Source organism: Streptomyces sp. F001, assembly GCF_004187715.1.
Lineage (GTDB): Bacteria > Actinomycetota > Actinomycetes > Streptomycetales > Streptomycetaceae > Streptomyces > Streptomyces flavusporus.
On the sequence record NZ_QZWF01000002.1, the window covers coordinates 1,097,207 to 1,114,073 of the forward strand.

At 69.3% G+C, this 16,867-nt stretch carries 19 protein-coding genes and 4 pseudogenes; 11 read left to right on the forward strand and 12 right to left on the reverse strand.

Annotation, left to right across the window (positions count from 1 at the left end; all coding sequences use genetic code 11):
* Positions 1-48 precede the first annotated feature (48 nt).
* Positions 49-1,254 carry a hypothetical protein gene (locus tag StrepF001_RS12660; RefSeq protein ID WP_129798310.1) on the forward strand — a complete coding sequence of 402 codons (1,206 nt, stop codon included), beginning with the start codon at positions 49-51 and terminating at the stop codon, positions 1,252-1,254.
* Positions 1,255-1,285: 31 nt separating this feature from the next.
* On the opposite strand, the gene StrepF001_RS45575 is transcribed toward StrepF001_RS12660, so the two are convergent.
* Positions 1,286-2,254, reverse strand: coding sequence for a Twin-arginine translocation pathway signal (locus tag StrepF001_RS45575; RefSeq protein WP_165396191.1), 969 nt, complete (start codon positions 2,252-2,254; stop codon positions 1,286-1,288).
* A gap of 166 nt (positions 2,255-2,420) precedes the next feature.
* Positions 2,421-2,648 (reverse strand): annotated as a pseudogene (locus StrepF001_RS12670) (transposase); the annotation flags it as partial.
* A gap of 289 nt (positions 2,649-2,937) precedes the next feature.
* Between StrepF001_RS12670 and StrepF001_RS12675 the strand changes: the two are divergent.
* Entirely contained in the window at positions 2,938-3,717 is a 780-nt protein-coding gene (locus StrepF001_RS12675; protein WP_129798311.1) for a hypothetical protein, read from the forward strand.
* 373 nt (positions 3,718-4,090) lie between these two features.
* On the opposite strand, the gene StrepF001_RS12680 is transcribed toward StrepF001_RS12675, so the two are convergent.
* The 5 genes and pseudogenes from StrepF001_RS12680 to StrepF001_RS12690 all read right to left on the reverse strand — a co-directional run bounded on the left by StrepF001_RS12680 (position 4,091) and on the right by StrepF001_RS12690 (position 6,937).
* Positions 4,091-4,540, reverse strand: coding sequence for a hypothetical protein (locus StrepF001_RS12680; RefSeq protein WP_129798312.1), 450 nt, complete (start codon positions 4,538-4,540; stop codon positions 4,091-4,093).
* Positions 4,541-4,656: 116 nt separating this feature from the next.
* Positions 4,657-5,424, reverse strand: coding sequence for a transposase (locus StrepF001_RS47735; protein WP_240797480.1), 768 nt, complete (start codon positions 5,422-5,424; stop codon positions 4,657-4,659).
* A gap of 29 nt (positions 5,425-5,453) precedes the next feature.
* Positions 5,454-6,047 carry a hypothetical protein gene (locus StrepF001_RS47740; RefSeq protein WP_240797487.1) on the reverse strand — a complete coding sequence of 198 codons (594 nt, stop codon included), beginning with the start codon at positions 6,045-6,047 and terminating at the stop codon, positions 5,454-5,456.
* 58 nt (positions 6,048-6,105) lie between these two features.
* A pseudogene (locus StrepF001_RS50070) lies at positions 6,106-6,381 on the reverse strand (transposase); the annotation flags it as partial.
* Positions 6,382-6,475: 94 nt separating this feature from the next.
* A complete protein-coding gene (locus StrepF001_RS12690) occupies positions 6,476-6,937 on the reverse strand; it encodes a MerR family transcriptional regulator (protein WP_129798454.1) in 462 nt (153 codons plus the stop codon).
* A gap of 28 nt (positions 6,938-6,965) precedes the next feature.
* On the opposite strand from StrepF001_RS12690, the gene StrepF001_RS12695 reads away from it, so the two are divergent.
* Together StrepF001_RS12695 and StrepF001_RS12700 are read left to right on the forward strand one after the other, a co-directional pair.
* Complete coding sequence (locus StrepF001_RS12695; RefSeq protein ID WP_129798313.1) at positions 6,966-7,736, forward strand: methyltransferase domain-containing protein; 771 nt, start codon at positions 6,966-6,968, stop codon at positions 7,734-7,736.
* Positions 7,737-7,845: 109 nt separating this feature from the next.
* A complete protein-coding gene (locus StrepF001_RS12700) occupies positions 7,846-8,724 on the forward strand; it encodes an MOSC N-terminal beta barrel domain-containing protein (protein ID WP_129798314.1) in 879 nt (292 codons plus the stop codon).
* Positions 8,725-8,730: 6 nt separating this feature from the next.
* Here the strand turns inward: StrepF001_RS12700 and StrepF001_RS12705 are convergent.
* Positions 8,731-8,853 (reverse strand): annotated as a pseudogene (locus StrepF001_RS12705) (IS5/IS1182 family transposase); the annotation flags it as partial.
* A 106-nt stretch (positions 8,854-8,959) separates the two neighbouring features.
* Here StrepF001_RS12705 and StrepF001_RS12710 point away from each other — a divergent pair.
* The 5 genes and pseudogenes from StrepF001_RS12710 (at position 8,960) to StrepF001_RS12730 (ending at position 11,869) form a co-directional block, all read left to right on the forward strand.
* On the forward strand, positions 8,960-9,412 hold the full coding sequence (locus StrepF001_RS12710) for a transposase (protein WP_240797444.1): 453 nt from the start codon (positions 8,960-8,962) through the stop codon (positions 9,410-9,412).
* Positions 9,413-9,669: 257 nt separating this feature from the next.
* Positions 9,670-9,972 carry a transposase gene (locus StrepF001_RS12715; protein ID WP_129798315.1) on the forward strand — a complete coding sequence of 101 codons (303 nt, stop codon included), beginning with the start codon at positions 9,670-9,672 and terminating at the stop codon, positions 9,970-9,972.
* The gene (locus StrepF001_RS12720) at positions 9,972-10,598 is read left to right on the forward strand and encodes an IS3 family transposase (protein ID WP_129798316.1); all 627 of its coding nucleotides are present in this window, start codon (positions 9,972-9,974) and stop codon (positions 10,596-10,598) included. The genes StrepF001_RS12715 and StrepF001_RS12720 overlap by 1 nt, the downstream gene beginning before the upstream one ends.
* Before the next feature lie 130 nt (positions 10,599-10,728).
* Positions 10,729-11,007: pseudogene (locus tag StrepF001_RS12725) on the forward strand (integrase core domain-containing protein); the annotation flags it as partial.
* 71 nt (positions 11,008-11,078) lie between these two features.
* Positions 11,079-11,869, forward strand: a protein-coding gene (locus StrepF001_RS12730) for an IS5 family transposase (protein ID WP_129798455.1) whose coding sequence is annotated in 2 segments (ribosomal slippage) — positions 11,079-11,403 and positions 11,403-11,869 — 792 coding nt in all. Because the reading frame shifts where the segments join, the coding sequence is not laid out codon by codon here.
* A gap of 564 nt (positions 11,870-12,433) precedes the next feature.
* Here the strand turns inward: StrepF001_RS12730 and StrepF001_RS12735 are convergent.
* Positions 12,434-12,658, reverse strand: a complete 225-nt coding sequence (locus StrepF001_RS12735; RefSeq protein WP_206306832.1) for a hypothetical protein — start codon at positions 12,656-12,658, stop codon at positions 12,434-12,436.
* A 345-nt stretch (positions 12,659-13,003) separates the two neighbouring features.
* Between StrepF001_RS12735 and StrepF001_RS46375 the strand changes: the two genes are divergently transcribed.
* Positions 13,004-13,408: a helix-turn-helix domain-containing protein gene (locus tag StrepF001_RS46375; RefSeq protein WP_206306833.1), complete on the forward strand. Its 405-nt coding sequence runs from the start codon at positions 13,004-13,006 to the stop codon at positions 13,406-13,408.
* 618 nt (positions 13,409-14,026) lie between these two features.
* Here the strand turns inward: StrepF001_RS46375 and StrepF001_RS47750 are convergent.
* Positions 14,027-14,467, reverse strand: coding sequence for a hypothetical protein (locus tag StrepF001_RS47750; RefSeq protein ID WP_240797445.1), 441 nt, complete (start codon positions 14,465-14,467; stop codon positions 14,027-14,029).
* Between the two features lie 77 nt (positions 14,468-14,544).
* On the opposite strand from StrepF001_RS47750, the gene StrepF001_RS47755 reads away from it, so the two are divergent.
* The gene (locus StrepF001_RS47755; protein WP_240797446.1) at positions 14,545-14,769 is read left to right on the forward strand and encodes a hypothetical protein; all 225 of its coding nucleotides are present in this window, start codon (positions 14,545-14,547) and stop codon (positions 14,767-14,769) included.
* Between the two features lie 822 nt (positions 14,770-15,591).
* On the opposite strand, the gene StrepF001_RS12750 is transcribed toward StrepF001_RS47755, so the two are convergent.
* Together StrepF001_RS12750 and StrepF001_RS47760 are read right to left on the reverse strand one after the other, a co-directional pair.
* Positions 15,592-16,497, reverse strand: a complete 906-nt coding sequence (locus tag StrepF001_RS12750; RefSeq protein ID WP_240797447.1) for an ISAs1 family transposase — start codon at positions 16,495-16,497, stop codon at positions 15,592-15,594.
* Positions 16,498-16,505: 8 nt separating this feature from the next.
* The gene (locus StrepF001_RS47760; RefSeq protein ID WP_240797448.1) at positions 16,506-16,739 is read right to left on the reverse strand and encodes a transposase family protein; all 234 of its coding nucleotides are present in this window, start codon (positions 16,737-16,739) and stop codon (positions 16,506-16,508) included.
* Positions 16,740-16,867 lie beyond the last annotated feature (128 nt).

Consider the following 16,867-nt stretch of genomic DNA (forward strand, 5'->3'; position numbering starts at 1 on the left):
AGCCTGGGATCGCGCCGTCGCGGGCGGCTGCACGGCGAGAGGAAGTCGATGACCGGCCAGGCAACCACGTCCCCCGCCAAGGCGGATCCCAGCACCCTGACGTTGGAGTTCCGGCATGCCCACCGGCTTGTCGATCACGCCGCGGAGGGCGTCCAGACCTGGCAGATCTCCCTCCTCGCCGACGACGAGTCCGTGGCCTGGGTGCGGGCGACGCGCGGCCAGTTCTGGAAGGCCCACAACCTTGGCGAGCGCATGGCCGACGAGGAGTCCCTCGCCGCGGTGGCGGCGAAGCAACTCTTCGACGACGACGGCCAGTTCCGCCCCGAGTACGAGAACTTCGTCGACCTGCCGGGAAATGTCCTCGTGGTCGACGACCTTCATATCGCCGCGCCTTGGGACGACCCGTGGATCGTCGCCGGGCTGACCTCCAGCATCATCGACCGGCTGACCGACAACCAGTACGCCGTGGTCCTGCCCCGGGTCTCCGGTGACACGGAGGCGGCCCTTCTCACGGAGGCGGGCGTTCTTCTGAGCGCCGAGCCGTTCTCCGACGAACTGCTGATCATCGACACTTCGCTCGCCGCCCCCGAAGAGGCCGCGCACCGTGTGCGCGAGCATCTGCGCTCCCGCGCCCGGTACGGAGGAGCCGACCCCTTGAGCGAGGACTGGGACGAAGACGACGACGAAGGGGAGGAGGTCCTCACCGCGCGCACGCGAGCGGTGCTGCACCTGGCCCTCCAGGAACTGTCGGACCAGGCGTGGCAGGAGGTGTCCACGCTGGGGGATCAACCGGCCGAGCGGAGCGCCGGCGGGCTCTTCGGCTCACTACCGCGGGTGACCTGGCACCAAGACGGTTCCTGGCGGCGGCAGATGGCCCGGGCCTTCGACGACCTGGCCGCCGACTGCTCGTCCAACGCCGAGGTCGAACCGCGCAGCACCGGCGAGGAGATGGCCCTGCACCTCGGCATCGCCCGCGCCCAGGACCTGACGCGCAACCGGCCGCGGCTCGTGCGGGACACGGTGGCCGGCCTGCCCGAAGACCGAGCGGACTTCGACTGGGGCACCTGTTCCGACGTCCTCTTCCAGGACCACGACGTGCTGATGCTGTTCGACCACTCCCTCGACGGCATCGAGCAGCCTGACAACGAGATCCATCAGTCACTGGGCATGGTCAATCTCGCCCCGCACGACTGGTTCGCCGCCTTCGACCCCGATCAGGCCCGCGACCCCGACCGCGGATTCCGCCACCCCTGAGGGCAGCCCGCCGTCGGATGCCCGGCGCGCGTCACGCCGATGCTGCGCCGGACGCGTCAACGGGAGGCGGCAGGGTGCGCAGCCGTTCGCGCAGATCGGCCACGTACTCGGTGGGGCGGGCGGCGAGCAGGTCCTCCAGCCGCTGCAGCCGGGTGCGGGCGGTGGCGCGCAGGCGGCTCGGCGGCACCCGGTCGAGGACGTCCAGGGCGCGCTGAGCGGCGTCGGACGGTTGGTCGGAGGCCTCGGCCTGGGCGAGGACGAGGGTGGCGGCGGCCCAGCCGGGGGTGCCGTGGGTGCAGGCGGCCGCGGAGGCTTCGGCGCGGGCGCGGGCCTGGTCGGTGCGGCCCAGCGTGAGGTGCGCCTCGGCTTGGTGCAGGGCGAGTTCGGGCTCGTCGAAGCCGAAACGCCCCGGGGCCTGTCCGGCCGGGTCGGCTTCGAGTTCGGTCAGTGCCACGTCGAGGGCGGCACTTGCCTCCCGGTCGCGGCCCTGCTGGGCGAGGGTGGGCAGCAGCGCCCAGGCGTGGAGCTGGGCACGGACCAGGCCGGCGGGGGCCGTGGCCGCGCCGCGCTCGGCGTACGCGAGCGCGGCGGTCAGGTTGCCGGTGTGGCGGGCCACCATGCTCTGCGCCCCGTACGCCCACGCCGCCAGCGCCGTATCACCGCACCAGTTGGCGTAGGAGATGGCGGTGCCCAGGTGGGTGCGTGCGCCAGCCGGATCGTCGAGGTGGAGGGCCAGGTTGCCCAGCAGCCCGGACAGCCGGCCGACCTGGCGGTGCAGCTCGGTGCCGTCCGTGCCGGGAGGGAGCACCTCGGCCAGCAGGGTGCGGGCTGCGCGGACCTCCCTAAACAGCACCGGGACGGGGTGCTTGCTGTAGTTGAGGTGGTAGTGGTCGGCGGCGGCTTCGGCGAGTTCGTCCACCAGCGGGCTGCCTTCGGGTTCCGCCAGGAGCGCCAACTGGAGGGACTCTCTGACCGATGGGAGCCCAGCATCGGTGGTCATCGGATCCGCCCCTTTCCCGCCGGCCGGGTGTGGCGACGTCGGCGTCGTTGCGACCGTACCGAATCACCTGCGTTGGCGACAGGAAGGACTGTTTACGCGGCGGCGAGTTGGAAGAGTTCCGGTACGCCTTGGGCGCGGGCGTAGGGCTGGAAGCGGGGGAGGAGGTGTGGACTTCACGGGTCTGGACGGTGTGGTTGGGGTGGTGGGAGTTGGCCAGGGTGAACTGCCGCAGCGGCTCGAAGTGGGCCTCGATCGGGTTGGCCCAGGAGGCGTTGGTCGGGGCGAAGAAGCACAGTTCGACCTTGTGCTTCTTCGCCCAGCGGCGGATCTTTGCGCCGGTGTGGGCGGAGAGGTTGTCCAGGATGATGTAGATCGGGGCGGGCGGCGCGGAACGCCTTCGCCGCCCCGCAGGTTGGCCGCCCACTTGTCGTCCTGCGTGCGCTTCACCGGCCGCTCCTCCTCGGTGGCAGGGGCTAGGGAGAACGGGGTGCAGCCGGACGGGGGACGCAGGTGCCACGGTACGAGGGCGTGCGGGAGGTGGTTAATCATCGGCCCGGCCGTCGGGATGTGCCCGTCAGGCCCTTGACCGGGTGCCGCTTCGACGGAGGATGGGGGAAGAGAGCGGGTCTGCGTGGTGAAGTGTGGGCCTCTGATAACTCCGACAGCAGGGAGCGTTTCTTCCGATGACCACACAGCCCGCACGCCCTGAGCGCAGCGGTCCCGAGACCGCCTCGGTCATGGATGTCTCGCCGTTCAAGCCTTCTCTCGTCAAAGCGGTGTTCAGGGACGTGACCTCGATGCACGTCTCTCGGTCGGCCGCGTGGGCCGCCGCGTCGGTGACGCGGACAGTGCTGACGGAGATCATCGACGGCGCGAGGAGAGCGGCGGCGGCGGAGGCCCGGAAGAAGCTGGTTCCCGGGGACCTTCTCTCGGCGATCGACCGGAACGTCGAGCTCGAGGTGGGTAACAAGTGGTACGACCACAGCCCGACGTTTCAAGGCCTGACCGGTGTCCTGTACGACGCCGAGGGTGTCATCGTGCCTTCTCGTAAGCGCAGCAGGTCGCGCAAACCGAGTGCTGTGGTCGGCGCCCACAGGTTCGAGGCTGGGGTCAAGAAGCTGCTGCGGAGCCAGGGGGCGACGGCCGTCCCAGCGATGGTCCGCGACCTGGACGGAATCGCGAGCGTGTTCCTGACGGACCTCGCCCGGGACGCGGCCATGGTCGTCCGCGAGGGCGGGGTCAAACGTTTCGGTACGGTCACCCTAGTGATGTCGGGCGAGCCGGCCCCACCCCCGTTCCTCAAGGATTCCCTCCGGGCCCTGTCCACCCGCAGGGGGGACGGGCGGACCATCGGCAGGGATGACATCCTGGCCGCCACCACGATTCAGTTGTTCGGCGGCAACCTCAGGCAGCGAGCCCTCACCGAAGCACGCGAGGCGACACAGAACACTTCGGCCGGCTGAGCGGGTGCGACCAACATCGCCGCCTGCACCCTCATCTGCTACCGCAGACTCGCCAAATGAGATGGCCTCTTATGCCGCCCTGCGCTCAGCGCGGAGTCTTTTCTGAATGGCTGACGAATCTGCTGTCGACCAGGGCAGGGGCGGCGGCCGTGCACGAGCAGCGTGTTGGCGTCGGGGAACGGTGGCTGCCCCTACGTCAGCCAGGACGCTAACGAGACGGTACGGCCGACTGCGCGTTAGAAGCTGTGTCTGAGCCCTGCATGACAAGACTCGCAACAGGAGACGTTGGACGGCTTCTCTGGCTAATTGGAGGTCCCGTTCTCATGTCTGACGAACCCGCAGGCCAACCCCTTTGCAGTGCGCCCGGAGCCGCTTAACTACGCGGCGTTGGCGGCTCCCCCTCTTCGTCAAGCAGTGCAGCAGGCTCAAGGAACTCGCAAGCGGTGTCGGAAAGCCTCAGCCAGCGGTGGCCCGATCGCGGTGTCAGTCCGGCGGAAACCAGCCGCAGTTGGTCCACCCGCAGCTTGATCGGGTCCGGCAACGATGTCGGCAGGGTGGCGAACAGCTGCGCAGTCTGCTGCTGCCGTAAGACGGCCGCCGCGGCCGGGCACCAGGATTCAGGAGTGTCGGCGTCGGGCTCATCGGCCGTGGCCAGCAGCGCTATGAGTACAACGCTCTCGACCTGGGCGAGAAACGTGTCGTGGTCGACTTCCCAGGTCTGGAACCGCTGGCGGACACGGCGGGCGAAGGTGCTGTCGGCCAGGCGTGTACGTATCACCTCGCCAGCAAGTCGTTCCCCTGCGGTAATCGGATCGGCCGTCATCCGAGGTTCTCTCCCGTGGCTGGTGCGGGCAGGGCCACAGCACTCTGCCCGCACCAGACGGGCTGCTGTTAGAGGCACTTAGCTTGACTCTGTCGGGGATCTTGGAGTTACCGAGGTCAGCTGCCCAGGGTTCGCCAGGACTTCAGCCGGGGTATCTCGCGCTGGTCGAGGTAGTTCTGGAAGGCAGTCGGTCGGCGGGGCGTAGGTGTTTCCCCGGCCGGTGGCAGTCCGCTGAGGCGCTCGATGTTGACGGCGATGGCCGTCAGAACGTGCTGGATGTGGGCTTTCCCCTGTCCTCGGTAGCGGCAGCGGCGCATGCCGTGTCCGTGGGCGAACTCGTTGACCGTGCCCTCCACTCCGGAGCGGACCGCGTAGCGGGTCTTCCACTCGGCAGTCTGCTGCTCGGCGCGGACGCGGAGTTGCAGGTCGCGGAGTTCTCGCGGGGGAAAGCCCACGGTGCGGGCGCTGTCGGCGGTGGCGGTGCACTGGGTGCGGGCCGGGCAGGGCTGGCACTGGCTCTTGGTGAACCGTGCCACGATCAGCGGGGCAGCGGTGGGCGAGGAGGTCGGGTAGGGGCCGTGCCAGCCCGCGCTGACCTGGCCCTGGGGGCAGGTGACCTGCTGATGGTCGTAGTCGATGTGGAAGTCGTCCCGGGCGAAGCCCTCGTTCCGGCGGTGCTGGCGGGTGGGGTTGCCCGGCAGCGGCCCGGAGACGGTGACCTGGTGTTCACGTGCGGCTTGTTCCAGGTGGGGCAGGGAGGTGTAGCCGCCGTCGACCAGGTGCTCGGCGGGCAGCAGTCCGCGACGCGCCAGGCGGGTGTGGATGCCGGGCAGGACCTGGCTGTCGTGGGTGGTGGACGCGGTGGTGGCCACGTCCGTGATCACGTTGGGGCCGTCGGGAGCACACGTCTCGGTCAGATGGGCGGCGAACCCCTTCCAGCTGATGATGTGTCCGTGCCGTGCAAACCGGGCCGAGGTGTCGTAGGGAGAGATGACCGCCCGGGACGAGGGCGACAGTCCGGGCCCGCCTTCCGTTTCGGCGGTGCGCCAGCGCAGGCGGCCTGCGGCGTCGCGGTGTAGTTCTGCACCATGATCTGGCGCAGGGCCTGGACGCGAGGGCCGGACGTGTGGTCTCGTCCGTGCCGGTAGAGGTGTTCCAGGAGCCGGACGGCGTTGTCGCCGGCAGCGAGGATCCTGGTCTTGGGCTTGGTGGGGTTCTTGCCCAGGCGGACCGGCCGGCCGTAGCGGCGCCCCCAGTCCTCGTCGACCAGTTCGTCCAGCAGGTGAGGGGATGTGCCGGCGACTTCTTCGAGTGCGGCGCGGACGGCCTCGGTGACCAGCTCCAGCCGGGTCAGGTCGCGCACCGCGGCCAGGACGTGGGTGGAATCGGTGCGCTGCGTGGTGCGCTCGCGCACCAGACCGGCCTCCTTCAGGCGGGCCAGCGCGAGATCGAGGAGGCGGTCGGCGCGGTCGTCCTCGGCGAGACGGTCGCGGAAGTCGGCCAGCACTGTGGTGGAAGCCGGGATCGTCCAGCTCCATGGCCATGGCGTACTTGAAGTCGATGCGGCAGCGCACCGCCTCGGCAGCCTGCCGGTCCGACAGACCGAGCAGGAACTGCAGCACACAGACGGTGGCCAGTTGGGCAGGCGAGAGACCCGGACGCCCGTCACGCGGGTACCAGTCGGCGAAGTCCTCGTCGCACCACAGCCCGTCCAGCCGGTCTCTCACCCACATCGCCGTCGTACCGCCCGGGTTGCTCGCCCGCGCGATCTGCGCGGTCAGAGGCGGGACTTGCTCACCGGAACGGGGGCGAAGCGACAACGGGCACCTCGACAGCTGCATCGGTCGGCAGAACTACCCGAGCATGCCCGCTGATCATGCTGCCGCACCGGGAAACTCCAAGATCCCCGACAGAGTCAAGCTTAGATGTGCCGTCTCATGAGGTTGGTGTCACGGCCTCGATCACCGGCTCTCCGGCCGGACTTCGGGGAGCGGTCCGTTCGGCGATGAGCCGCCGGTAGTTCGGGCATTGGGTGACGTCCTCGTACTCGCAGTTCAGGCCGCCCTCGATGAGTTCCAATGAGGCCTGGGCCGCTGCGATTCTCGACCGGAGTTCCTCGGCCGCGGGGCGCAGGATCTCGTGCCGGGTGGCGCGGTCGGCGGTTGCGGACAGGCTCCTGATGGTGTTCAGGCCAAGGCCAGCCTCCTTCAAGATGAGGATCGTCGCCACGCGGGTGAGGTCGTCCGCACCGTAGCGGCGGCGCCCGCCAGCGTCCCGTCCGGGGTGCAGCAGGCCCATCGCCTCCCAATGTCGCAGCACGTGCGTGGCCAGGCCGAACCGTGCCGCGAGGGCGCCGATGCTCAACGTGCCGGCGCCGCCGTCTTCGCTTGACTTCATGCCGACATTAAGTCGCAGCATGACGTCCATGTCCAAGAATCAGGAAGCGGTGGAAGAGCATCGCGACACCGAAGCCCTGCTGGCCGTCCTCGACGCTGCGGACCAGATGCCGAGCGCCACTCGGCTGCGGACCCGCTCCTACGAACTGCTGTCTCTCGTCCCGGACTCGACCGTCGTGGACGTCGGCTGCGGCGCCGGACGAGCCGTCGCCGAGCTGGCCGAACGCGGCGTCCACGCGGTGGGCGTGGACCCCAGCCCGCGGATGCTGGCCGCGGCCCGGGAGCGATGGGCCGACGCCGAGTTCCGGGAAGCGGGGGCGGAGGATCTGCCGTTCGTCGACGGAAGCGTACGCGGCTACCGTGCCGACAAGGTCTTCCACGTACTTCAGGAGCCAGGGCGCGCGGTGGCGGAGGCACGACGGGTCCTCTGCCCGGGCGGCAGGATCGTCCTGGTTGGTCAGGACTGGGATGCCATCATGATCGACTCGGATGACGCGGCGCTCACCCGCACGATCGTGCACGCCCGCGCCGACCTCCTGGGCACGCCCCGCGCCGGCCGCCAGTACCGCAGCCTGCTCCTGGCGGGCGGCTTCGACGATGTCATGGTCGAGGTGCACACCAGCGTGTTCACCGACCCCGCGATGCTGTCGCTGCTCGCGAGGCTCGCCGAGCCAGCCTGCGCCAGCGGAGCCGTCGGCCGTGACCAGGCGGACGAGTGGCTCGCCGAACAGCGCCGACGCGCCGAGGCTGGCCGCTTCCTCATCGCCATTCCGTTTTTCGTGGCCTCCGCCTCCGCCTGAGAACTCCTAACGAAATGATCTTCAAGGTGGTTGGATCACTCCGAGACTGATGACATCACCACATCAGGACTGGCGATCTAGTCTGGCCGTCGATCGAAGGAGGCGGCACATGGCCGACGTCGTAGATCTCATCTGCTACCCCATCAAGGGATGTGCGGGCACGTCGATAAGCGACGCGCTCCTCACACCGGCGGGACTCGCGCACGACCGCAGTTTCATGGTGATCAGCGAAGACGGGGTCTACCGCACCCAGCGCCGCCATCCCCGCCTCGCCCTGATCCGACCCGCAGTCAGCGCCGACGGCAGCCGGCTCACGCTCGACTCGAGCGACACAACGGGCCGTTATGGCACGGTGCGCCTCAACGTCACCACGTCCGCGCTGCGACGCGATGTCGACCTGTTCGGCGCCGCCTTCCAGGGGATTGACCAGGGCGACGAAGCCGCTGCCTGGCTCTCGGAGGTCCTCGGCACCCCCAGCCGTCTGGTCCGCGTGCCCCCGGAGCACGACCGGGTCGCCGACGGCTTGACCCCCGGCCCCTCCGGCTACGCCGACAGCAGCGCCGTACACCTGCTGTCCCGGTCCTCCCTCACCCTCCTCAACCGGCGGATGGCCGAGCGCGGCTCCCCGCCCCTGCCGATGAACCGCTTCCGCCCGAACATCGTCGTCGACAGCGGCCCCGGCCAAGGCCATGACAGTGACGGTGGCGACTGGGCGGCCGTACCGCACGCCGAGGACCGCGCGCGCGGCATCAGGATCGGCGGGGCCGAACTGGGTTATGCCAAGCTCGCGGTGCGCTGCGCGGTCACCCTGGTCGACCAGGAGGCCGGGGCGCGGCAGGGGCGGGAGCCGCTGCGTACGCTCGCAAGCTACCGGCGAGCGGCGAGCGGAGGCGTGGTGTTCGGCGCGAAGTTCTCCGTGGTGCGGCCGGGCAAGCTGTCTGTCGGCGACGAGGTGGTCGTCCAGGAGTGGGGCGAGGCCGAACTGTAAGAACATCTACTGCGATGAGTTCAGGCGTCGCCAGCAGATGAGTGCGCAACCGAGGGCGAGGAAGGCTGCGTCGATGTCGTCGCGTATCTCCCAGCGGATCTGCAGGCGGCGGAAGCCGTGCAGCCAGGCGGATGGGTGGGCCGCGCGGCGAGGTACTCGCCGAAGGCGAGTCCTTTTCCGCACGGCCTCCCGCCGAACCGGACATGACGGTATCGAGGACCTCAACGTCGCCGGGATGACCCGCACCGCACGCGGCACCCTCGACAAGCCTGGCCGCCGTGTCAAGCAGAAAGCTGGCCTCAACCGGTCCATCCTGGACGCCTCACCCGGCGAGCTGCGCCGCCAACTCACCTACAAGACTCGCTGGTACGGCTCCAGCCTCGCGGTCCTGGACCGCTGGTGGCCGTCCAGCAAGACCCGCTCCGCCTGCGGATGGCAAAACCCACGCCTCAGGCTCGCGGACAGGACGTTCCACTGCACCAACTGCGCTCTCAGAATCGACCGGGACCTCAACGCCGCGCGGAACATCGCGCGCCACGCCGTCCCCGTCGACCGGCCTGTCGCCCCTGGTAGAGGGGAGATACAAAACGCCGACAGCCTGGTCAAGGTGTTGTGTTCGTCGATGCAGCGGGCCAACTCGGCCAATGGCTCAATGTATGAGGTTCCCCCGAGATGCGGAGTGTGGTGACAGAGGGTCAGATGGGACTCATGAGAGGAACATCGACCATGGCTGCCCCCAGAAAGTACTCCAAGACCACGGAGTTAGGGCCGATCTGCGGCTGTCAAGTGGCCTGAATCCGAAGGCCAGTGGAGGTCGGGCGGGATCCACTCAAGTTCGAGCGCGTAGATTCCCCGTCCGGTGCGGCGGAGAATGTGGTATGCCCCGGTTCTGATGGAGTCGGGTTGCTGGGACAATTGACGATCCAGCAGCCTTCGGAGGCCGTGATGCCCCGCAGCTATTCGCCCGAGTTCCGCCGCAAGGTTCTCGATCTCGTCGCATCCGGGAGGAAGGTCGCCGAGGTCGCCCAACTCCTCGGCATCAGCGACCAGACGATCTATATCTGGCGCCGCCAACATCTCATCGACACAGGCCAGTTGCCCGGCACGACCAGCAGCGACCTGTCCGAGCTCGCCGCGGCCCGCAAGCGCATCGCCGAGTTGGAGGCCGAGTTGGCCATCCACCGGCGGGCCGCCGAACTGCTGGGTACGGCGACGTCCCCAAAAGGCGGTTCGAAGCCATCCGCGTGATGGCCCGCGAGCACCTGCCGGTGCAGCTGGCCTGCCGGGTGCTGCATGTCGCCGAGTCCGGGTACTACGCCTGGCGGGACCGTCCGCCGTCGAAGCGCCTGGTCAAGCACGCCTGGCTGACCGAGGCCATCGTGGGCATCCACACCGCCTCCCGCGGCACCTACGGCACGCGCCGGGTCCATGCCGAACTCCGCCTGGGCCTGAGCATCCACGTCAGCCACGGCACCGTGGAACTGCTGATGCAGCGCGCCGGCCTGCATGGCCTGCCCGGCAGCCGGCGCCCCCGCGCCAAGCACGTCACCCCGTCCGTCACCGACCTGGGGGAGCGGAACTTCACCCGTCACGCCCGGGACCAGTTATGGGTCACCGACATCACCGAGCACCCCACCTTCGAGGGCAAGGTGTACTGCGCGGTCGTCCTGGACACGTTCTCGCGACGCGTAGTGGGCTGGTCGATCGACGCCTCACCCACCGCGGCGCTGACCACCAACGCCCTGGCCATGGCCATCGGCAACCGCTCCCCGCGGCCGGGCGGCACCATCATCCACTCCGATCACGGAGTGCAGCCCAGGTTCAACCGGTCGTCGCAACACCGGGCTCCTGGAGCGATAGTAGATGCTCATTGAGGGCTTCGGCGGGTGTCTTCCAGCCGAGGGGATCTGGCCCCGATACGACCGGACAGCCTGCTGCCGCTTCCCCACAGCCACCAACAACACCTCCAACTACGAGGTGTTGCGACGACCACTTGAATCCACCCAGTTCGGGTCCTGGGCGTTCACCCAGCGCGCGAGGGCCTCCGGCCTGCTGCCCTCGATGGGCTCCATCGGGGACTGCGTGGACAACGCGATGATGGAGTCCTTCTGGGCTCGGGTCCAGGTCGAACTGCTCAACCGCAGACGGTGGCGGACCCGCCTGGAGCTGTCCACCGCGCTCTTCGAGTACCTGGAAATCTTCCACAACCGACAGCGCAGGCATTCCGCGCTGGGCATGCTCAGCCCGGTGGAGTACGAACTCCGTTCCCCGCCTGTAGCGTGAAACCAAGCAACTCGACTCCGCCCAACTCGGGACAGTCCGCGGACTCCACGAAACTCGGGGCAGCTCAGTGGATCGTGTCGGATGAACTGTGGTCGCTGATCGAGCCGTTGTTGCCCCAGCCGGGTCCGAAGCTGGTGGAGGGCCGGCCGAGGGTGCCGGATCGGCAGGCCTTGTGCGGGATCTTGTTCGTGCTGCATACCGGGATCCAGTGGGAGTACCTGCCGCAGGAGCTGGGCTTCGGTTCGGGCATGACCTGCTGGCGACGTCTGGCCGCGTGGAACGAGGCCGGCGTGTGGGACCAGTTGCATGTGCTGCTGCTGAAGAAACTGCGGTCGGCCAAGAAGCTGGACTGGTCCCGGGCGGTGATCGACTCCTTCCACGTCCGGGCCGCCCGCAGGGGCCCAAAAGCGGTCCCAGCCCGGTCGACCGTGCACGACCGGGCAGCAAGCACCACGTCCTCACCGACGCCCGGGGCATCCCGCTCGCGGTGTCGCTGACCGGCGGCAACCGCAACGACGTCACCCAGCTGCTGCCCCTGCTCGACAAGATCCCCGCCGTCGCCGGGACCGTTGGCCGGCCCAGGCGCCGGCCCGACGCACTGCTCGCCGACCGCGGCTACGACCACGACAAGTACCGGCGCCTGCTGTGGGCCCGGGGCATCCGCCCGGTGATCGCCGAACGAGGCCAGCCCCACGGCTCCGGCCTGGGCACCTTCCGGTATGTCGTCGAGAGAACGATCGCCTGGCTGCACGGCTTCCGCCGCCTGCGCATCCGCTGGGAACGACGCGACGACATCCACGAAGCCTTCCTCGGCCTCGCCACCTGCCTCATCACCTACCGGCATGTGCAACGCCTTTGTTAGGACCTCTTAGCGCCGGTACTGCGCGAGCAGCATGCCGCGGGCCGAGGAGCCTCGAGCCCTGCATGCTCGCCCGACGGGCGCCTGTACCGGCGGCCGGGCGCAGCAACTGCTCTTTCCTTTTCCGGGGTGGGCGCGGCTCCGCCCGAATGCGTGCCGGTCGGCGGTGCGGCACGCTCCGCGCGCCGCACCGCCTCGCCGGGTGTCCGGTGGCCGCTGTGCGCCCACCGGATCGAGCGCTGCGCGCGCTCACGCGTTGCGGGAGGCGGCAGGCGGTCCCGGTGCGCTGCGCGCCCTGCTCCCTCGCTCCGTGCTGCCGCATCCCTTGCCCGCGATGCTGCGCGTCATGGGGCCCCGGCACGCCCCGCGACGTGCCTCGGCCGGGAACTCTGCTGCGCATTTCGCTGGGGTGTGCGGGGTGACCGTGTCGGGGCCAGCAGCTGCGGGGTGACGTTGGGGTGTCAGGTCTCTCGGTGCTCGCTTAGTGGTCTGCGTCGTAAGTCCTTCGGGGGTTGACTTCGGAGCCGGTCGTGGGTGTGTGCGCTGTCAGCTGTCAGCTGTCAGCTGTCAGCTGTCGAAGGCGGTGAGGTGGAGGTGGCAGGCGGTGTCGAGGGCGTCCTCCGGGGTGCCGCTGCCACTGCCGGTGGGCAGGAGGGCGTCCTGGTAGCGGTCGCTGGCCGGGTCGTGCAGGGCGAAGCCCCAACGGCTGGCGGTGCCGTGGTAGCGCAGGCGCATCAGCTTGACGCTCTGGCCGTAGGCCAGTTCGCCGTCCACGTAGGCGTACTGGCCCATGGCGGACGCGCAGGCCGGCCAGCTGCGGCCAAGCGGCCTTGGCGCGCATGTTCAGATACAGCTCGAGTTGGAGCCGGGCATGTTCCGAGGGTTGGCACAGCGGACATCCTGCCGGAGGGTCGGCGATCGGGGCGGGCAGGATACGGCCTGTCGTGATCCACTTCTCGTGATCGGCTTGCCCGCCTTGCCCGTTGCCCCTGCCCGCCCGATAACCCTGACCGCCTCCGAGCGCAAGCGGCTCAAGACGATGGCCTACGGCCACAAGACCGAGCACCGGCTCCGTCAGCGCGCCAGGTCGTCCTGCACGCGGCCCGGGGCCGCCCCAACGCCCGCATCGCCCGCGAGATGGGGCTGCACCTGGACACCGTCCGCACCTGGCGCGGCCGATTCGCCGAGCACCGGCTGCCCGCCCTGTCCGACCGCAAGCGCTCCGGGCGTCCCGCCTCCTTCACACCGCTGCAGACCGCCCAGGTCAAGGCCCTGGCCTGCCAACTGCCCGCCGAGAGCGGCACACCGCTCTCGCGCTGGTCGGCCCCGGAGCTGGCCCGCGAGGTCGTCGGCCGCGCCATCGCCGGCGCGATCTCCGCCTCCACCGTGCGGCGCTGGCTCAAGCAGGACGCGCTCAAGCCCTGGCAGTACCAGTCCTGGATCTTCATCACCGACCCTGCCTTCCGGTCCAGGGCGAGCGCGTGCTCGACCTCTATGCCCGCATCTGGAACGGCGAAGCGCTTTGCGCGGACGAGTACGTGATCAGCGCGGATGAGAAGACCTCCATCCAGGCCCGCTGCCGCTGCCACCCGCCCTGGCCCCGGGCAGGCCAGGGCGATGCGGGTGAACCACACCTACGGCCGGGTGGCGCCCTGGCCTACCTGGCCGCCTACGACGTCCACCACGCGAAGACTTTCGGCCGCTGCGAGCCGAGAACCGGCATCGCCCCGTTCATGGCCCTGGTCGACCAGGTCATGACCCAAGAGCCCTACGCCAGCGCGAAACGTGTGTTCTGGGTCGTGGACAACGGCTCCTCCCACCGCGGCAAGAAGGCCGCCGACCGGCTGACCGCCGCCTACCCGAACACGGTCCTCGTCCACACCCCGGTCCACGCCTCCTGGTTAAACCCATGGAATCTACTTTCCGTTGTGCAGCGCAAGGTCGTGACACCCAACGACTTCACCGACCTCAACGAGGTCGCGACCGCTCCGAGCCTTCGAAGACCGCTACAACGCCACGGCACAGCCGTTCCAGTGGAGATTCACCACCTCCGACCTGGACGATCTCCTGGCCAGGCTCGACCGGCACACCCGAACCAGAAGAATCCTCCGCCGCCCCGGCAACATGATCAACCCCCGAAGGACTTACGACGCAGACCACTTAGAACAGTGCTAGGCCCTCGCTGCTGGTGTCCGCGATGACTGGCCGGGCTGGCAGGGAGCCGTCCAGTGTCGTCCGGCCGCGCGCCACGCGGGCCGTCTCGGCCAGCCAGATGCGAAACCGTTCGGCGGCTTCGCGGTAGGGGACTCGCGCCAGGACACGGTGCTCGCCGGAGGGGCAGAAGTCGACTGTGACGGTGAGCAGGCAGGAACGGGGCGCGTTCTGACTGCCCGTCCAGGACGCGCGCAGGACACCGCAGGGCTTGCGCCCGCGGGGGGCTCGGTGGGTCGGGCGCAGTGATCGGCAGGCTATGTGGGCGGTCCATGCGGCGAGGTGCGGCAGGGGCAGGGTGGTGCGTGCGCGGCAGCCGGGGCAGCGGTGCCAGTGGCGAAGCCAGTGGTCGGTGTCGGTGTGGAAGAGGCGTGTGTAGCGGTTCGCCACGCGGATGTCGTTGCTGTACAGGTGGTCGGGGCGTTCCTGTGTGTTGCAGGACTGGCAGAGGGGGCGCGGACGTAGCCGTGTTCGTGGCAGTGGTCGAGGACGGTGGCGGCGCAGTGCGGCAGACGGCGCACGCCCACCCGGCCACCCTGCGGGAGGTACCGGGCTTCCTGCTGAGCACCGAGTACAGCTGGCCTTCCAGCTCTCCGTTGTACGGGCGCAGTGAGCGGCGGGCCGCCCTCGGGGCTCGTCGTCTGCCGACCGTCGGCGTCTCGGGCCTGCCGGGGGTGGGGGCGGCTCGGTGACGGCTGCGCTTGCCTGGCGGGTCCGCGCGGCGTGCACCCACTGCGTTTCGGTGTGCTCGGCCGCGTCGAGCAGCCTGACCACAGCGCGCGGCAGCCACCACGTCCGCTGCGTCCCGTCGCGGGTCTGCTCCACGAGTATCTGTCGCCAGTCGATCCCCGCCAGATGGTACGGCCGGCCGACTTCACGTCGTGCTGCCCGCTCGGGGCCGCCCAGCTCCTGCAGTTCCGCCGTGATGCGCCGGCGCCAACGCAGTGGCGTTTCCTCGTTGCACTCCTGCCTCGGCGCCCCACGAAACGGACCGATGCGGACCAGGTCCTGCCGATCCATCCCCACCGCGTTCAGTTCCGCGGCTGCCCGGCGCACCTCAAGCTCCGGAACACTCCACTGACCGCTGCTCGCCCTCACCGTCGCCACCACATGGCCGCCGAGCAGGACGTACCCCACCCGGGCATGGGCAGGAGAGCAGGTGAATGCCCCAGAAGCCGTCGGCACAGCACCGTCGGCCGTCAGATCGACCCACAGAGCGTCCGCGGCACTCAGGGTGATCAGGCCGTCCGTGCGACCGGGCATGACACGCTCTGGCATACCGACAGGCTAACGGTGCCAACGCGCCAACGGGTCTCCAAGCGCCTCGGTCAGCCGGGCCGCCGCCCACGCCGCATCCGCCGCCCGCAACTCCTTATTCCTGAGCATCTGGTTCGTCAGTCCCGTGCCCGCAGTCTCACCACCAGAACGTTAAAAATCGGGCAAGTCGCCCTCGCGCATCAGCGGTCCCCGAGCTCAGACGAATTGAGCAACAGAGTCAGTGATCTTGTCTGGTTTCATCCGGTGAGGCCGAGGAGTGCCAGGGGCCGACGGTAGTCGCGGGCCGCGTGCCGGAGGGCGGCTGCGATGTTCTTCTGGCCGTCTTGTCGGTGGAGGCCGATGGCCAGGTTGCGGAGACTGGCCATTGTGCGGGGCAGTTGAGCGGTACGGATTGTGGAGTCGTCCTCGCGGAAGGTCCGGTCACGGACGTGGTGGAGGAGGTTCTCGATACCCCAGTGGCCTCTGATCCAGGAGGCGAGCTGGGCGCCGGTGGCCGCGCCGGGCGGCAGGCTGGTGATCAGGTAGACGCGCTCGATGGACAGCTTGCCCGAGCCGAGGTCTCGTCTCCAGCGCACGACTTGGAGGGCCTGTCGGGCGTCGGGGTAGTCCAGGTGGGCGAACGCGGCGGTCTTCAGCCGGCGGATCTCGTCGCGGTGGTGGGCCCGGGTGCGCTGGTAGTGGTCGAGCGTGATCTCGCGCCAGGGCAGGGTGCGGACGCGGTCGAACAGGCCGGGGTGGTTCCTCTTCACGACGGCGATGTAGTGGGCTCCTCGCGAGCGCAGGTAGGTGCCGTGGCCGTGCTGGGTGTGCAGGGCGTCCGCCGTGATCACGGCATGGGTGAGGTCGACGGCGTTCAACAGCGGGGCAAAGGAGGGGATTTCGTTGCTCTTGTCGGCGACTTGGCGCTGGGCGAGGACCTCTCCGCTGTGCACCATCGCGGACAGCAGCGAGATCGCCACGGTGGTCCGGGTGCGTGAGCCACGGACGGTCTTGCCGTCCACCGCGATGGGCCGCAGCGTGCCCGGCTCATCACGGGTGCGGGCTGTCCGTGCGGACAGGAAGGCGCCGATCGCGGCATCCAGGGCGTCGCCGTCCAGACGGGCGAGCAGACGGCGCACCGTCGCCGGGTGCGGGACCACCACCTGCCCACTCAGGGGGTCCGGGGGAAACCGAGGGTGCGCACGGCCCAGCGTGGTGCGTCCGTGATCCACTCGCCGATCGCGGCCAGGGAGCGGGCGCCGGCCAGCACCGCGGACAGCGGGTGCCAGCGGCCCCTGCGATCCCGCGGGTCGGGCACCGCGTCCAGGAAGGGACGCAGACCGGCTGCGTCGATGAGGGGTGTGGAGGAAGGAGCGTGGGCCAGGTGCTCCAGCGCGACGGGCATGGGGGATGATGCAGGGGCAGGCACGGTCTCGTTCGGTTCTCATGGGTCTCGACAACCGCATGATCACTGGCGCCGTGCCTGCACTGCTTCCCGACCCCAGAACGGGACATGACGCAACGTCACGAACA

What these genes read in the sequence shown, in the direction of transcription:
- StrepF001_RS12660 (WP_129798310.1), top strand. Translation starts at nt 49, where the DNA reads ATGACCGGCCAGGCAACCACGTCCCCCGCCAAGGCGGATCCCAGCACC.
- StrepF001_RS45575 (WP_165396191.1), bottom strand. Translation starts at nt 2,254, where the DNA reads ATGACCACCGATGCTGGGCTCCCATCGGTCAGAGAGTCCCTCCAGTTG.
- StrepF001_RS12675 (WP_129798311.1), top strand. Translation starts at nt 2,938, where the DNA reads ATGACCACACAGCCCGCACGCCCTGAGCGCAGCGGTCCCGAGACCGCC.
- StrepF001_RS12680 (WP_129798312.1), bottom strand. Translation starts at nt 4,540, where the DNA reads ATGACGGCCGATCCGATTACCGCAGGGGAACGACTTGCTGGCGAGGTG.
- StrepF001_RS12690 (WP_129798454.1), bottom strand. Translation starts at nt 6,937, where the DNA reads ATGAAGTCAAGCGAAGACGGCGGCGCCGGCACGTTGAGCATCGGCGCC.
- StrepF001_RS12695 (WP_129798313.1), top strand. Translation starts at nt 6,966, where the DNA reads ATGTCCAAGAATCAGGAAGCGGTGGAAGAGCATCGCGACACCGAAGCC.
- StrepF001_RS12700 (WP_129798314.1), top strand. Translation starts at nt 7,846, where the DNA reads ATGGCCGACGTCGTAGATCTCATCTGCTACCCCATCAAGGGATGTGCG.
- StrepF001_RS12710 (WP_240797444.1), top strand. Translation starts at nt 8,960, where the DNA reads ATGACCCGCACCGCACGCGGCACCCTCGACAAGCCTGGCCGCCGTGTC.
- StrepF001_RS12715 (WP_129798315.1), top strand. Translation starts at nt 9,670, where the DNA reads ATGCCCCGCAGCTATTCGCCCGAGTTCCGCCGCAAGGTTCTCGATCTC.
- StrepF001_RS12720 (WP_129798316.1), top strand. Translation starts at nt 9,972, where the DNA reads ATGGCCCGCGAGCACCTGCCGGTGCAGCTGGCCTGCCGGGTGCTGCAT.
- StrepF001_RS12735 (WP_206306832.1), bottom strand. Translation starts at nt 12,658, where the DNA reads ATGGGCCAGTACGCCTACGTGGACGGCGAACTGGCCTACGGCCAGAGC.
- StrepF001_RS46375 (WP_206306833.1), top strand. Translation starts at nt 13,004, where the DNA reads ATGGGGCTGCACCTGGACACCGTCCGCACCTGGCGCGGCCGATTCGCC.
- StrepF001_RS47760 (WP_240797448.1), bottom strand. Translation starts at nt 16,739, where the DNA reads ATGCCCGTCGCGCTGGAGCACCTGGCCCACGCTCCTTCCTCCACACCC.